Origin of the sequence: Paraburkholderia atlantica (assembly GCF_009362785.1) — a bacterium.
GTDB classification, from domain to species: Bacteria; Pseudomonadota; Gammaproteobacteria; order Burkholderiales; family Burkholderiaceae; genus Paraburkholderia; species Paraburkholderia atlantica.
On the sequence record NZ_WHNQ01000005.1, the window covers coordinates 296,497 to 311,142 of the forward strand.

At 65.4% G+C, this 14,646-nt stretch carries 12 protein-coding genes; 9 read left to right on the plus strand and 3 right to left on the minus strand.

All coding sequences use genetic code 11. The features are described 5' to 3' along the window. The first annotated feature begins 289 nt into the window (after nt 1-289). From GCT19_RS10050 to GCT19_RS10060, 3 genes are read left to right on the plus strand one after another with little or no spacing between them, the layout of a single operon-like run. Nucleotides 290-1,570, plus strand: a complete 1,281-nt coding sequence (locus tag GCT19_RS10050; RefSeq protein WP_184132022.1) for a dicarboxylate/amino acid:cation symporter — start codon at nt 290-292, stop codon at nt 1,568-1,570. Nucleotides 1,571-1,610: 40 nt separating this feature from the next. Next, the gene (locus GCT19_RS10055; RefSeq protein WP_026228954.1) at nt 1,611-3,707 is read left to right on the plus strand and encodes a sensor histidine kinase; all 2,097 of its coding nucleotides are present in this window, start codon (nt 1,611-1,613) and stop codon (nt 3,705-3,707) included. A gap of 31 nt (nt 3,708-3,738) precedes the next feature. Then, on the plus strand, nt 3,739-5,088 hold the full coding sequence (locus GCT19_RS10060) for a sigma-54-dependent transcriptional regulator (protein WP_018436770.1): 1,350 nt from the start codon (nt 3,739-3,741) through the stop codon (nt 5,086-5,088). A 60-nt stretch (nt 5,089-5,148) separates the two neighbouring features. Here the strand turns inward: GCT19_RS10060 and GCT19_RS10065 are convergent, their stop codons facing one another. Continuing rightward, on the minus strand, nt 5,149-5,685 hold the full coding sequence (locus GCT19_RS10065; RefSeq protein ID WP_013088257.1) for a TlpA disulfide reductase family protein: 537 nt from the start codon (nt 5,683-5,685) through the stop codon (nt 5,149-5,151). Nucleotides 5,686-5,986: 301 nt separating this feature from the next. Between GCT19_RS10065 and GCT19_RS10070 the strand changes: the two genes are divergently transcribed. Next, entirely contained in the window at nt 5,987-6,541 is a 555-nt protein-coding gene (locus tag GCT19_RS10070) for a hypothetical protein (RefSeq protein WP_152851786.1), read from the plus strand. A 332-nt stretch (nt 6,542-6,873) separates the two neighbouring features. Here GCT19_RS10070 and GCT19_RS10075 read toward each other — a convergent pair whose 3' ends face one another. Both GCT19_RS10075 and GCT19_RS10080 read right to left on the minus strand, forming a co-directional pair. Continuing rightward, nucleotides 6,874-8,496 carry a YifB family Mg chelatase-like AAA ATPase gene (locus tag GCT19_RS10075; RefSeq protein WP_152851787.1) on the minus strand — a complete coding sequence of 541 codons (1,623 nt, stop codon included), beginning with the start codon at nt 8,494-8,496 and terminating at the stop codon, nt 6,874-6,876. Nucleotides 8,497-8,617: 121 nt separating this feature from the next. Next, nucleotides 8,618-8,872 carry an accessory factor UbiK family protein gene (locus GCT19_RS10080; protein ID WP_026228952.1) on the minus strand — a complete coding sequence of 85 codons (255 nt, stop codon included), beginning with the start codon at nt 8,870-8,872 and terminating at the stop codon, nt 8,618-8,620. 387 nt (nt 8,873-9,259) lie between these two features. Here GCT19_RS10080 and GCT19_RS10090 point away from each other — a divergent pair, with 387 nt between their 5' ends. The 5 genes from GCT19_RS10090 to GCT19_RS10110 all read left to right on the plus strand — a co-directional run bounded on the left by GCT19_RS10090 (nt 9,260) and on the right by GCT19_RS10110 (nt 14,544). Continuing rightward, on the plus strand, nt 9,260-9,598 hold the full coding sequence (locus GCT19_RS10090) for a P-II family nitrogen regulator (protein WP_013088261.1): 339 nt from the start codon (nt 9,260-9,262) through the stop codon (nt 9,596-9,598). Between the two features lie 45 nt (nt 9,599-9,643). Then, complete coding sequence (locus GCT19_RS10095; RefSeq protein ID WP_152851789.1) at nt 9,644-11,152, plus strand: ammonium transporter; 1,509 nt, start codon at nt 9,644-9,646, stop codon at nt 11,150-11,152. 245 nt (nt 11,153-11,397) lie between these two features. Continuing rightward, on the plus strand, nt 11,398-12,687 hold the full coding sequence (gshA, locus tag GCT19_RS10100; RefSeq protein ID WP_018434736.1) for a glutamate--cysteine ligase: 1,290 nt from the start codon (nt 11,398-11,400) through the stop codon (nt 12,685-12,687). Nucleotides 12,688-12,790: 103 nt separating this feature from the next. Next, nucleotides 12,791-13,747, plus strand: a complete 957-nt coding sequence (gene gshB, locus GCT19_RS10105; RefSeq protein WP_152851790.1) for a glutathione synthase — start codon at nt 12,791-12,793, stop codon at nt 13,745-13,747. A 269-nt stretch (nt 13,748-14,016) separates the two neighbouring features. Then, a complete protein-coding gene (locus tag GCT19_RS10110; protein ID WP_018434734.1) occupies nt 14,017-14,544 on the plus strand; it encodes a PTS sugar transporter subunit IIA in 528 nt (175 codons plus the stop codon). Nucleotides 14,545-14,646: the final 102 nt, after the last annotated feature.

Genomic DNA, 14,646 nt, shown 5'->3' on the forward strand with positions numbered 1-14,646 from the left:
CCGGATTTCCGGAATCCCGGACGGCACGCGCCGCGCCTTGCCGGAAAATCCATAAAAATCAAGGCTCTCAGTCTGAAATCAAACTGGCATCGACCTTGCGAATTAAAACGCGTGGCCGCCACGGTCCGACAAAAAAGCAAGGAGACACCGATGTCCGATTTCCCTTCCCGGTATTTCTGAATTCGTCGTCTTTGCAGCGGCCCGCTATCGTGCGCGCACGTGACGACCTTTCGTTTGCGTGTCGCGCGTCGCGGCAAGTCATTCGCTCATATCCCTCGCAGGAACCATCGTGAAGAAACCTATCCATAAAGTGCTGTACGTCCAGGTGATCGTGGCGATCATCATCGGCATCGTTCTCGGGCATTTCTACCCGAACCTCGCCATCGACATGAAGCCGCTCGGCGACGGCTTCATCAAACTGATCAAGATGGTGATCGGGCCGATCATCTTCTGCACGGTCGTGACGGGCATCGCCGGCATGGAAGACATGAAGAAGGTCGGACGCGTCGGCGGCAAGGCGCTGCTGTACTTCGAAATCGTCTCGACGTTCGCGCTGGTGCTCGGCCTCGTCGCCACGCACCTGCTGCGGCCCGGTGCCGGTTTCAACGTCGACCCGGCCTCGCTCGACGGCCGCGCGGTCGCGTCGTATGCGGCGAAGGCGCACGGCCAGTCGACCGTCGACTTCTTCATGCACCTGATTCCGGACACGCTGTCGTCGGCGTTCGCGCAGGGTGAGATCCTGCAGATTCTGCTGATCGCGCTGCTGTTCGGCGCCGTGCTCGCGACGGCCGGTGAGAAGGGCAAGCCCGTCACGAACTTCATCGAAGGGTTGTCGCACATCCTGTTCGGCATGGTGCGCATCATCACGAAGCTCGCGCCGATCGGCGCGTTCGGCGCGATGGCCTTCACGATCGGCAAGTACGGCATCGGCTCGCTGCTGCCGATGCTCAAGCTGATCGGCACGTTCTATCTGACCTCGATCGTGTTCGTGGTGGTCGTGCTCGGCGCGATCGCACGGATGGTGGGCTTCAACATCCTGCGTTTCGTCGCGTACATCAAGGAAGAGATGCTGATCGTGCTCGGCACGAGCTCGTCCGAAGCCGCGCTGCCGCAACTGATGCAAAAGCTCGAAAATCTCGGCTGCTCGCGCTCGGTGGTGGGCCTCGTGGTGCCGACCGGCTACTCGTTCAACCTCGATGGCACCAACATCTACATGACGATGGCGGTGCTGTTCATCGCCCAGGCGACCAACACCGACCTCTCGTGGGGCCAGCAGCTGACGCTGCTCGCCGTGACGATGCTGACCTCGAAGGGTGCGAGCGGCGTGACCGGCGCGGGCTTCATCACGCTCGCCGCGACGCTGGCCGTGGTGCCGACGATTCCGCTGTCGGGCATGGTGCTGATCCTCGGCATCGACCGCTTCATGAGCGAGTGCCGCGCGCTGACGAACATCGTCGGCAACGGTGTCGCGACGGTCGTCGTGTCCGCTTGGGAAAAGGAGCTCGATCGCAGCAGGCTGAACAAGGTGCTGCGCGGCGAGGTGGCCGTCAAAGAGCCGGCCGGCGTTTGAGCCTCGCCAGCCCTGTCGTGACCAGCGCGGACGCTTAAGCATGAAACCGGCGTCCGCGCATTCTTCCGGGGCGTCTCCGGCCTCCCCGGAGCTTTCCCCGCCTACCTCCGGCGAGACCGCCAGCCGAACCCGCGGCTATGCCCGCGACCCGTTCGGCGGCGATCTCTTGCCGCCCTATGCCACAATGTCCGATGCCCATCGATCGGACCTTGCCAACGTGACCCGCCGCCTGCTGATTCTCTTCGCGCTCGCATCCGGGCTCGTGGTGGCATGCTGGCTCACCTACAGCCTTGCGTGGAAAAGCGGTGTCGACACGCTGAGGCGCAACGCCGCCGTGCGCGCCGAGCGCACCGCGAGCGCGCTCAAGAGCACGCTCGAGCGTTATGAATCGCTGCCTTACCTGCTCGCCGAGCATCCGATCGTGCACGACGTGCTGATCGATCCGTCTCCCGCCAACGTCAAGCGCGCGAATCTCTATCTCGAAGACCTGAACCGCCACGCGCGCGCGACGGTCACCTACATCATTTCGCTCGACGGCTACTGCGTCGCCGCCAGCAATTGGCGCGGCCCGGGCAGCTTCGTCGGCGCCGGCTATCAGTTCCGGCCGTATTTCGTCGATGCGATGAATGGCGGCGTCGGCCGCTTCTTCGGCATCGGCACGATTTCGCAGGCGCCCGGCTACTACATCTCGCAGCCGGTGCGGCGCGACGGCAAGATCGTCGGCGTAGCGGTCGTCAAGCTCGATCTCGAATGGTTTCAGGGCGTCGACGCGTCCGAGCCGCTTGTCGTCACCGACGATCATGGCGTGATCTTTCTGTCGTCGGTGCCGGCATGGAAGTACCACACGATCCGGCCGCTGCCCGGCCGGATCGCCGATTCGATCTACCAGGCGCGCCAGTACGCGCAGCAGCCGATCGAGCCGCTGCCGGTGACGGTCGAGCGCATGCTCGAAGGCAACGCACAGATTCTGCGCATCGGCGGCGGGCGCTTAGCGCCGCGCTACCTCGCGTCGCGGCACGCGATGGGCGAGCCGGACTGGCATCTGATCACAATGTCGCCGGTCGATCCCGTCGATGCCGACGCGCGCAAGGCGACCATCGTCACCGGTTTCGGCTATGTGTCGCTGGTGCTGCTCGCGTTCTACTGGCGCATGCGGCGCGCGCGCGTGCGCGAAGTGATGCGCAGCCGCGCGCTGCTGCAGAAGGCGTATGCCGAGCTGAACCAGCGCGTCGCCGAGCGCACCGCGGATCTGTCCGAGGCGAACGAGCAGTTGCACAAGGAAGTCGCCGAGCGTACCCGCGCCGAGCAGGAGCTGCGCGCCGCCCACGACGAACTGATCCAGGCGAGCAAGCTCGCCGCGCTCGGCCAGATGGCGGCCGGCATCACGCACGAGCTGAACCAGCCGCTCGCGGCGCTGCGCAGTTTCTCCGACAACACGCGCGTGCTGCTCGAACGCGGCGATCAGGCATCGGCGCGCGAGAATCTCGAAGCGATCGCGGCGCTCACCGAGCGCATGGGCAAGATCACCAACCAGCTGAAGCTGTTCGTCGGCCGCGCGCGGCCGCGTAGCGCACGCGCGTCGATCGTGCGGGCGCTGCGCAACGTCGTTGCATTGCTGCAAAAGCGTCTGCAGGGCGTCGAGCTCGAATTCGTGCTGATCGATGCCGAGGCGGACATCGACGCCGGGGCCGCCGCTGCGCCAGGCGGCGCGCGCATGCCGCTGAATCTCGCCGACGATCATCCGGAGCTGGTCGCGAATTGCGACGATCTTAGGCTCGAACAGGTGCTGATCAACCTGCTCGGCAACGCGCTCGACGCCACCGCCGGCATGAACCCCCCGCGTATCACGGTCGAAGTCGAGGCCGGCGCCGCGAACCTGTCGATCGCGGTCGGCGACAACGGCCCCGGCATTCCCGACGACGTGTTGCCCCACCTGTTCGAACCGTTCTTCACGACGAAGGAAATGGGCCAGGGGCTCGGCCTCGGCCTCGCGATTTCATCGTCGATCGCGCGTGATTGCGGCGGCTCGCTGGTCGCGCGCAACGCGCCGCAAGGCGGTGCATCATTCGTGTTGACGCTGCGTCGCGCGCGCGTGCAGACCAGCCCCTCGCACGATCCGCTGACCGCTGGCTCCTGATTTCACCCCGAAGCATCACCCGGAACACGCAATGAACGACGGCCTGCAAGTGCTGTATATCGAAGACGACGAACTGGTGCGGCGCGCGAGCGTGCAAAGCTTGCAACTGGCGGGCTTCGACGTGATCGGCCATGCATCGGTCGAGGCGGCGGCGAAGCTGATCAGCGCGGACTTTTCCGGCGTGATCGTCAGCGATATCCGGCTTCCCGGCGCGAGCGGCCTCGATCTGCTCGCGCAGTGCCACGAGCGCGCGCCCGACGTGCCGGTGATTCTGGTCACCGGCCACGGCGATATCTCGATGGCCGTGCAGGCGATGCGCGACGGCGCCTACGACTTCATCGAAAAGCCGTTCGCGTCCGAGCGGCTGATCGAAACCGTGCGGCGCGCGCTGGAGCGCCGCAAGCTCGTGCTCGAAAACCTCGCGTTGCGCCGTGAGCTGGCTGGGCAGAACGCGGTCGCGCCGCGCATCATCGGCCGCAGTCCGGCGATCGAGCAGGTGCGGCGGCTGATCGCCAACGTCGCGCCGACCGATGCGTCCGTGCTGATCAACGGCGATACCGGCGCGGGCAAGGAGCTGATCGCGCGCAGCCTTCACGAGCTGTCGCCGCGGCGCGACAAGCCGTTCATCGCGGTGAACTGCGGCGCGCTGCCCGAGCCAATGTTCGAATCGGAGATGTTCGGCTACGAACCGGGGGCGTTCACCGGCGCGGCGAAACGGCGGATCGGCAAGCTCGAACACGCGTCGGGCGGCACGCTGTTTCTCGACGAGATCGAGAGCATGCCGCTCGCGCTGCAGGTCAAGCTGCTGCGCGTGCTGCAGGACGGCGTGCTCGAGCGGCTCGGCTCGAATCAGCCGATTCGCGTCGATTGCCGCGTGGTCGCGGCGGCGAAAGGCGATATGGCCGAGCACGTCGCGGACGGCTCGTTCCGGCGCGATTTGCTGTACCGGCTCAACGTCGTGACGATCGCGCTGCCGCCGTTGAGCGAGCGTCGTGAGGATATCGTGCCGCTGTTCGAGCATTTCCTGCTCGATGCGGCGGTCCGCTATCAGCGGCCAGCGCCGATGCTCACCGATCGCCAGCGTGCGAGCCTGATGCAGCGCGACTGGCCGGGCAACGTGCGCGAGCTGCGCAATGCCGCCGACCGCTTCGTGCTCGGCATCGCCGACGAACCGGTGCTGTCGTTCGGCGAAGACGACGGGACGACCCATCCGCTGAAGGAGCGGGTCGAGCAGTTCGAGCGCGCGATGATCGCCGAGGCGTTGGAGCAGGCGGGCGGCGCGGTCGCGGTCGCAGCGGACCGGCTGCAGCTCGGCAAGGCGACGCTCTACGAGAAGATCAAGCGATATGGCCTTGCGGCCAAAGGGGAAGGGGAGCGGTGACGAGAGCGGCGCCGGCGGCGGGAGAGTGCGCCGGCGCGTTGAGGATCTGCTTGAACCGGCTTAAGCCGCGCCAGCCTTCAGCGCCTTCGCGAGCAACTGGTCGAGTTCCGCGAACTGCGGCTCGCCGACATAGCGCTTCAGGATCTTGCCGTCTTTATCGATGACGAAGGTGGTTGGCGTGAGCTGCACATTGCCGAACTGCTTGGCGGCCGAGCCGTCGTCCATGGCGACCTTGAACGGCAACTGACGCGTTTGCGTGTAATTGGTGACGTACATCGGCGCGTCGTAATTCATCGCCACCGCGACGAATTCGAGGCCTTGGCCCTTGAAGCGGTTATAGGTCTCGACCATCTGCGGCATTTCCTTCATGCAGGTGTCGCAGCTCGTTGCCCAGAAATTGACGAGATAAACCTTGCCTTTCAGGTCGGCGGTCGTGAGCTTCTGTCCGGATAGCAGCGTGAAGGTTGCATCGGGCACGCGCTGCTGGCCGGCAAACGCGAAGTAACCGGCGACGGCGAGCGCAATGGCCACGGCCACCGCAATTAGATAGCGAAGCGGGCTCGTGCGCCGGGCGGCGGTCGGTGAAGTTGAACTCATGGACGGGACCTCGTGAGTCGCGCGCGGCGCGGAACAATGGGGCGGTGTAATGGCGCTCTGGCCTGTGCTGAATAGCTTTTCTATTGTAGCTGCAACGCGGCGGCTGCGCCGAAATGGCGCGAGCGCGCGGCTCGACGCGCCGGGCCGGCAGCGGATCAGCGGATAATGGCGCTTTATGCTCCGCAAGCCCGATCTTTCGCCCATGCTCCAAACCGTTCGTCGTATCTGCCGTTTAGTTACCCGCGTTTCGTGCCATTTTCCGTTGATCAATCGATTGCCCGCCCGCGGCGCGGGTGTCGTCATGCGACCGGGGCGCGCTCGTACAGTACTTGGCTCGGCGACGGCCGCATTGGCGCTCGGCGTCGCGCTCAGCGCCTGCTCGCCGACCTTCGACTGGCGCACCGTGATGAACAACGACAAGGGCTACACGGTCGACTTCCCGGCCAAGCCGGGCAACGACCAGCGCGCGGTGCAGATCGACGGCACACCCATGCAGATGGCGATGCAGACCGCCGAAGCGGGCAATGCGGTCTTCGCGGTCGGCACCGTGATGCTGCCCGACGATAGCGACGCGACGCAGCGCGCCGCGCTCAATTTCCTGCGCGCGGGACTGGCGCGCAACGTCGGCGCGACGCCCGATGCTCACGCGGTGCAGATCCCGCTGGCGGCGGGCGGCAAGACCTCCGGGCTGGAAATGACGGTGAGCGGCGCGGCGGGCGCCAAACACGAGCCGCGCACCGTGTATGCCCGGCTCGTCGCGCGCGGCCGACATGTCTATCAGGCGGCGATCATCGCCGATCAACCGCTGCCGCAAGACCAGGTCGACCAGTTTTTTTCGTCGTTCCAGCTGTACTGAACGCGGTATTTTTGGCCGAGCGGACGCGCCTCAGAACGCCGAACGCAGTGAAAGTTCCTTCGCAGCTTTGCGCGCTAATTATTGGTTTACGTTGAGCTTTTTGAGTTACGCGCACAACCTGTGGATAACTCTGTTGAGAAGTCGGCCTCAATGGCCGCAAAAGCCCATCAGGCGGGCCTTTCGTCAAAATTCACGAGCGTACGGTATTTTAAAAAACTCAATGAAATCAATGCCTTCGTGAGATGCCTGTCTGCGCGCTTTCGGGTTGTATCAAAATCTAACAGGAGCGTGGCTGTGTGAATAAGTCAAGTCTTGACAGTAGATTTTTCTCCTCATAACGAGCCAAAAGCGCGGCGGTACTGGATTGCCTCTGCGACCTGCGCGGCGCTCGGCATCGCCGTGCCAGCCAGATCCGCGACCGTGCGCGCGACCTTCAACACCCGGTAGTACGCGCGCGCCGACCAGCCAAAGCGCTCGCCGGCTTCGCGCAGCAGTGCCTCGCCGGCCGCGTCCGGGCGGCACACATCGTCGACTTCGCGTCCGTCCAGCTCGCGGTTGGTCTTGCCTTGCCGGACCAGTTGCCGCTCGCGTGCAGCGCTCACGCGGTATGCGATCGCCGCGCTTGCTTCGCCGGCCGTGGCGGCGCGGGCCGCGAGTTCGGTGGCGGTCAGTGCTGGAATTTCGAGCTGGATGTCGATGCGGTCGAGCAGCGGTCCAGACAATTTACGCAGATAGCGCGCGGCAACTTCCGGCGTACAGCGGCAGCGCCCGCCCGGATCGCCGCGCCAGCCGCACGGGCACGGGTTCATCGCGGCGATCAGTTGGCAGGCGGCGGGAAAATCCGCTTGCCACGCGGCGCGCGAGATCGTGATGCGCCCGGCTTCGAGCGGCTCGCGCAGCGTTTCGAGCACCACACGATCGAATTCGGGAAGCTCGTCGAGAAACAGCACGCCCAGATGCGCGAGCGTGATCTCGCCAGGCTGCGGCGGATTGCGTCCGCCGACCAGCGCCGCCGCGCTCGACGAATGGTGCGGCGCGCGAAACGGCCGCTGCCGCCACTGCGACGGCTTGAAGCCGATGCGGCTCGCGGACAGCAGCGCGGCTGAAGCGAGCGCTTCGTCGTCGGTCATGGGCGGTAGCAGGCCGGGCAGGCGAGCCGCTAGCATCGACTTGCCGGCGCCGGGCGGCCCGATCAGCAGCACGTGATGGCCACCGGCCGCCGCGACTTCGAGTGCGCGCCGAGCCGCGCGCTGGCCGATCACGTCGGCCATGTCCGGTGCCGGGGCGGCGGCGTGCACGTCGAGCTCGGGCGCGGCGACCGGCCTAAGACGCGCGTCCGGCGCGCCTGCGAGATGCGCGCAGAGCGACGGCAGATCGGCAGCGCCGAACACGTCGACGCCGGGTACGAGCGCCGCTTCCGCCGCGCTGGCGGCCGGCAGGTAAAGCTGTGGGGTGTGGAACGCCTGGGCGGTTACCTGATCGACGAGTGCTGGCAACGCAGAACGCGTTTCAGATGATGCGTCGGCGTCTGCGCCGGCGGCTTCAGCGCTCGCCAGAGCGCCCCGCGCGGTGCCGCATGCCATCGCGAACGCGCCGCGCATCGGCCGCAGCGCGCCGGTCAGCGACAGCTCGCCGGCAAACTCGCGATGGAGTAGCGATTCGGCCGGAATTTGCCCGCTCGCGGCGAGGATGCCGAGTGCGATAGGCAGATCGAAACGACCGGATTCTTTGGGTAGATCGGCGGGCGCGAGGTTGACGGTGATGCGGCGCACCGGGAAATCAAAACCGCAGTTCTGCAGCGCCGCGCGCACGCGCTCACGGCTCTCGCGCACTTCCAGGTCGGGCAGGCCGACGATCGCAAAGGACGGCAGTCCATTGGCGAGGTGAACCTCGGCGGTCACTTCGGGCGCACGGCCAGCGGCCGGCGCGCGGCTGCGCACCACGGCAAGCGACATATTCCCCTCCCGTCGGACGGCGCGCTCATTTCGCGCGCATATCCCCTAAAACGCTGATGACGTCACGGCCCGCTTGCCGGTGATGTGCGGCACTGCGCAGCGCGAAGGCTGCAACCAGTGCTTACGGCGTCTGCGTGAGCGGCAGTTTCTGTTCGAGCTCGGCGACGCGGCGCTCGAGTTCTTCGAGGCGCGCGCGCGTACGCACGAGCACCTGGGTCTGCGTATCGAATTCCTCGCGCGTGACCAGATCGAGCTTCGAGAAGCCCTGCGACAGCATTGCCTTGACGTTGCGTTCGACATCCTTGGCCGGCGAATTCTTGAACAGATCGCTGACGCGAGCCTGGAAGTCGTTAAAAACGTCGTTCGGTTGTTTCATCGTGTTCCCCTTGGTGCACAAAAAATGTGCATGTTTCATTGCGCCCGTTCTCCGTGGCAGCGAATGGGCGATCCTGGTGCGCGCGGCTCCTTCGCTGCCGCGGCCGCGTGAGCGCGTTTGGTGCGCGCCTCGCGTTCAGAACGTTCGAACACTCTAGCAACGATCCCCCCGCCGCGCCACCGCCGACAGCGCCGCTGGCCGTTCGGACAAGGCCGTCCGGGCGCGCTGCGCCACGCGCGCGACGCGCAGTCTGACACAACATGGCATAGGAGTTGCTGTTACTGCCGCGCGCGCACTGCCAGGGCACTTTTACCGGGAGCGCAGGAGACCGCGGTCAAGGGGTACGCAACGGGCAGCAACGGTTCAGCAACAACTAGCGAGGAATTCATGAAACTCATCACCGCAATCATCAAGCCGTTCAAGCTGGATGAAGCGCGCGAAGCCCTGTCGGCAATCGGCGTGTCGGGTATCACGGTCACGGAAGTCAAAGGCTTCGGGCGGCAGAAGGGCCACACCGAGCTGTATCGGGGCGCCGAATACGTCGTCGACTTTCTGCCGAAGGTGAAGATCGAAGCAGCGGTATCGGACGACATCGTGGACCAGGCGATCGAGGCGCTCGAGCGCGCCGCGCGTACCGGCAAGATCGGCGACGGCAAGATCTTCGTCACGCCGATCGAGCAGGTGGTTCGGATCCGCACCGGCGAGACCGGCGCGGACGCTCTGTAAAGATCAGAGCATAGCGACACGGATAGCGACAAGAGGAAAACCAAGATGCGCAAACTAATGATGTCCCTGCTGATGGCCGGCTCGCTGCTCGTGGCCGGTGTCGGCACCGCCCTGGCTGACGACGCGTCCGCTCCCGCGGCCGCCTCCGCCCCCGATACGACGGCGAGCGCGCCTGCTCCGGACGCCTCCGCCGCAGCTGCTGCCCCGGCTGCCTCGGCTCCCGCCGCCGATGCGTCCGCCGCGCCGGCCGCAAGCGCACCGGCCGCCACCGACGCATCGGCCGCCGCTGCCGCCGCGCCGGCCGCGCCGACCGCCCCGTTCTCGGTCGATTCATCGAAGATCAACTCCGGCGACACCGCGTGGATGCTGACCTCGACCGCGCTGGTGCTGTTCATGACGATCCCGGGTCTCGCGCTGTTCTACGGCGGCATGGTCCGCAAGAAGAACGTGCTCGCGACGCTGATGCAAAGCTTCGCGATCACCTGTCTGGTGACGATCGTCTGGACCGTGGTGGGCTACAGCATCGCGTTCACGCCGGGCAACTCGTTCATCGGCGGCTTCTCGCGGGTGTTCATGACGGGCATGAACTACATCAAGGGCGACAAGGCCACGACCCTGACCGTCAGCCATCTCGCGCCGACGATCCCCGAGACGGTCTACTTCGTCTATCAGATGACCTTCGCGATCATCACGCCGGCGCTGATCACCGGTGCGTTCGCTGACCGCATGAAGTTCTCGGCGATGCTGGTGTTCATGACGCTGTGGTCGATCATCGTCTACTCGCCGATCGCGCACATGGTGTGGGAGCCGAGCGGCTGGCTGGCTACCGCGGGCATCCTCGACTTCGCGGGCGGCACGGTGGTGCACATCAACGCGGGTATCGCAGGTCTGGTCTGCTGTCTGGTGCTGGGCAAGCGCATCGGCTACGGCAAGGAGGCGATGGCGCCGCACAACCTGACGCTGACGCTGATCGGTGGCGCGATGCTGTGGGTCGGCTGGTTCGGCTTCAATGCGGGTTCGGCGGTGGCGGCGGACGGCCGTGCCGGCTTCGCGATGTTCGCGACGCAGGTGGCGACCGCCGCGGCGGCGCTCGCGTGGATGTTCGCCGAATGGGCGGCCAAGGGTAAGCCGTCGGTGCTCGGTATCGTGTCGGGCGCGGTCGCGGGTCTGGTGGCGGTAACGCCGGCGTCGGGCTTCGTCGGCACGCTTGGCGCGCTGGTGATCGGCATTGTCGCCGGTGTGCTCTGCTTCTGGTCGGCCACGTGGCTCAAGCACAAGCTCGGCTACGACGATTCACTCGACGCGTTCGGCGTGCACTGCGTGGGCGGGATCATTGGTGCGCTCTTGACCGGCGTGTTCGCGGTCAAGGACATTAGCGGCTTCGACGGCAGCCTGATCCTGCAGGCGAAGGGCGTGCTGACGACGCTGATCTACAGCGGCGTGGTGAGCTTCGTGCTGCTGAAGATCATCGACATGGTGATCGGCATCCGCGTGACCGAAGAGCAGGAGCGCGAAGGCCTCGACGTGAGCCTGCACGGCGAGAAAGTCGAATAACGGAAACCTGTCCCGCTTCGGGCCCGCGCTCCCGGGCCCGCCAGTCAGGAAAAGTTAAGCGCAGCAAATTCGCCCGCCTTCATGGCGGGCTTTTTTCTTGCTGATCGGGTTGCGAACGGTAATTTTCCGCGCCTATCATCGAGATAGGGAGAATGCATTCGAGTCTGCTTGCGAATGGAGAAACCGTCCCCAAATGGACAAAGCATTTGCTCTACAATCTTTTTTCTCCAGTCTGCGAGTGATCAATGGTTCCGCACCTAGTTACGGCGTTAAACGGCCCGCTGCTCGACCTCGAGCGGAAGATCCTCGACGCCACGCCCGCTATCGAACGCTGGTTCCGGCTTGAATGGCAGGAGCACACGCCGCCGTTCTATTGTTCCGTCGATCTGCGTAATGCGGGCTTCAAGCTCGCGCCGGTCGACACCAACCTGTTTCCCGGCGCCTTCAACAATCTGCCGCAGGAAGTGCTGCCGCTCGCGGTGCAGGCCGCGATGGCCTCGATTGAAAAGATCTGCCCGGACGCGAAGAATCTGCTCGTGATTCCGGAGCGCCACACACGCAACGCGTTCTACCTCGAAAACGTCGCCCGGCTCGCGTCGATCATGCGCCAGGCGGGCCTGAACGTACGCTTCGGCACGCTCGACGAAACCATCAACGGCCCGGTCACGATCGCGTTGTCCGACGGCCAGAAACTGGTGCTCGAACCGCTCGAGCGCTCGCAGCGGCGCCTGGGGCTGAAGAACTTCGACCCCTGCTCGATTCTGCTGAACAACGACCTGTCCGGCGGTATTCCGCCCGTGCTCGAGAATCTGCACGAGCAGTACCTGCTGCCGCCGCTTCACGCGGGCTGGGCGGTGCGCCGCAAGTCGACGCATTTCTCGTGCTATGACGACGTCGCGAAGAAGTTCGCGAAGATGGTCGAGATCGATCCGTGGATGATCAATCCGTACTTCGCGCACGTCGAGGGCGTCGACTTCCAGCAGCGCACCGGCGAGGAAGCGCTTGCCGATGCGATCGACGGCGTGCTGAAGAAGATCGCGCGCAAGTATCGCGAGTACGGCATCTCCGAAAAACCGTATGTCGTGATCAAGTCGGATGCGGGCACTTACGGCATGGGCGTGATGACCGTGCACGACGCGTCGGAAGTCGCCGCGCTGACGAAGCGCGAACGCACGCGCATGGCCGCGACCAAAGACGGCCTCGAAGTGCACGACGTGATCGTGCAGGAAGGCGTGTACACGTTCGAGCGCATCGGCGAGGAAGTCGCCGAGCCGGTCGTCTACATGATCGACCGCTATGTGGTGGGCGGCTTCTATCGCGTGCACGGCAGCCGCGAGCGCGACCAGAATCTGAACGCGCCGGGCATGCACTTCGTGCCGCTCGGCTTCGAACATACGGCGCTGCCCGATGCGCACGCGAAGCCCGGCGCGGCGCCGCCGAACCGCTTCTATATGTATGGCGTCGTGGCGCGGCTCGGGTTGCTGGCCGCCTCGGTCGAACTCGAGAAGACCGATCCGGAAGCGATCCAGGTCTAAGCCACCTCGTGCGGCAGGATGGCGGCATGCGTGCCGCCATCGCCGTCTTCAAAGACTATATTGACGAACAATGTCACGCCCGTCAGGGCGCACCGGGACTTTCATGGACATTCTTTTCATCGCCGATCCGCTCGCCCATTTCAAGATTTACAAAGACTCGACCTACGCGATGATGGCCGAAGCGGCGCGCCGCGGTCACACGGTGTACACCTGCGAGCCGAAGCATCTGGCGTGGACGGGCGGCGATGTCGAAGCGAACGTGCAGCGCATCGCGATCACCGGCGATACCACCGATCTGCATCGTGACGTCTGGTTCGCCGCCGATGTCGCTGCGCCGCGCGCGCTGGCGAGCTTCGGCGCGGTCGTGATGCGCAAAGACCCGCCGTTCGACATGGAATACGTGACGTCGACGTGGCTGCTCGAGCTGGCCGAGCGTGGCGGCGCGCGCGTCTTCAACAAGCCGCAGGCGATTCGCGATCATTCCGAGAAGCTCGCGATCGGCGAGTTCGCGCAGTTCGTCGCGCCGACGGTGGTCACGCGCGATCCGGCGCGTCTGCGCGCGTTTCACGAGCAGCATGGCGACGTGATCCTGAAGCCGCTCGACGGCATGGGCGGCATGGGCGTGTTCCGCGTGAAGGCTGACGGCATGAACCTCGGCTCGATCGTCGAAATGCTGAGCCACGACGGCGCGCGCTCGGTGATGGCGCAGAAATTCATCCCCGAGATCAAGGAGGGTGACAAGCGCATCCTGTTGATCGGCGGCGAAGCGGTGCCGTACTCGCTCGCGCGCATTCCTCAGGGTAATGAGGTGCGCGGCAATCTGGCGGCCGGCGGACTGGGTGTCGCGCGGCCGCTCAGCGAGCAGGATCGCAAGATCGCCGATACCCTCGCGCCGGTGCTGGCTGCGCGCGGCTTGCTGCTGGTGGGGCTCGATGCGATCGGCGACTGGCTCACCGAAGTCAACGTCACGAGCCCGACGTGTTTCCGCGAGATCATGGATCAGACCGGCTTCGACGTCGCCGCGATGTTCGTCGACGCGCTGGAGCGCGCGGTCGGCTGACGCGCGGCGCTGGCTGCGCACACGCCTCGCGCGCCGACTTGAGCGGCGACTCGAGCGGCCTTGATTGCCCGGCCGCACCCCCCAATCTGGGTAGTAAATCCGCATCAGGCGCGCCGTCGGGATTGGCGCGAAAATGAGGCTGCTACAATGCCCGCTCGCCCGACGATGCATCTGCGCCCTCGCGACCCACGGCCGGTCCGGGGCGATGGCGAACCGGGCTCTAGTCCCGGTCCACGGTTTGGGGCCGTTTCTTTTGCAGTAAGGCTGACATGGCAGGCATTCTGATCATTGCGCACGCTCCATTCGCCACCGCGTTGCGCGATTGCATTTCCCACATCTATGGCGGTTTGCCGGCGCGTATCGGCGTGATCGATGTGTCGCCGGATTGCGATCCCGCGCAGGTCGTCGCGTTCGCGGATTCGGAAGTCGCGCGGTTGAAGGAAGAGAACGGCGCGCTCGTGTTGACTGACATGTTCGGCGCGACGCCGGCCAACATCGCAGGCCGGCTCGCCGCCGTCCCGGACGTGCGCGTGCTGTGCGGCGTCAATCTGCCGATGCTGGTGCGCGCGGTCTGCTATCGCGCGACGCCGCTCGACACGCTCGTCGACAAGGCGCTCGCCGGCGCGACCAAGGGTGTGCACGCGATCGGACCGGCGACGCCGGAACCGGTCACGGCGCCAGCGTGCCCGGCCGATTGCCTGCCGGCGCTGCCGCCCGACGCGGCGCCCGCCGACTGTGTTCCCGCGTTGCCGGCCGATGCCGATCTGACGCAGAAGCCGGACGCGCCCGGCTTGTAACTCGGGCTGGTTCGGAGGCGAACTTCGACGGATTCAAGCGGTATCGCAACGGCGTGAGGCACATTGCAGCCGCTTTGCAGTTTCACCTTTCACCATTTCATT

What these genes read in the sequence shown, in the direction of transcription:
- GCT19_RS10110 (WP_018434734.1), top strand. Translation starts at nt 14,017, where the DNA reads ATGGCAGGCATTCTGATCATTGCGCACGCTCCATTCGCCACCGCGTTG.
- GCT19_RS10080 (WP_026228952.1), bottom strand. Translation starts at nt 8,872, where the DNA reads ATGAAACAACCGAACGACGTTTTTAACGACTTCCAGGCTCGCGTCAGC.
- GCT19_RS10065 (WP_013088257.1), bottom strand. Translation starts at nt 5,685, where the DNA reads ATGAGTTCAACTTCACCGACCGCCGCCCGGCGCACGAGCCCGCTTCGC.
- GCT19_RS10090 (WP_013088261.1), top strand. Translation starts at nt 9,260, where the DNA reads ATGAAACTCATCACCGCAATCATCAAGCCGTTCAAGCTGGATGAAGCG.
- GCT19_RS10055 (WP_026228954.1), top strand. Translation starts at nt 1,611, where the DNA reads ATGAAACCGGCGTCCGCGCATTCTTCCGGGGCGTCTCCGGCCTCCCCG.
- GCT19_RS10070 (WP_152851786.1), top strand. Translation starts at nt 5,987, where the DNA reads ATGCGACCGGGGCGCGCTCGTACAGTACTTGGCTCGGCGACGGCCGCA.
- GCT19_RS10060 (WP_018436770.1), top strand. Translation starts at nt 3,739, where the DNA reads ATGAACGACGGCCTGCAAGTGCTGTATATCGAAGACGACGAACTGGTG.
- gshB (WP_152851790.1), top strand. Translation starts at nt 12,791, where the DNA reads ATGGACATTCTTTTCATCGCCGATCCGCTCGCCCATTTCAAGATTTAC.
- GCT19_RS10095 (WP_152851789.1), top strand. Translation starts at nt 9,644, where the DNA reads ATGCGCAAACTAATGATGTCCCTGCTGATGGCCGGCTCGCTGCTCGTG.
- gshA (WP_018434736.1), top strand. Translation starts at nt 11,398, where the DNA reads ATGGTTCCGCACCTAGTTACGGCGTTAAACGGCCCGCTGCTCGACCTC.
- GCT19_RS10075 (WP_152851787.1), bottom strand. Translation starts at nt 8,496, where the DNA reads ATGTCGCTTGCCGTGGTGCGCAGCCGCGCGCCGGCCGCTGGCCGTGCG.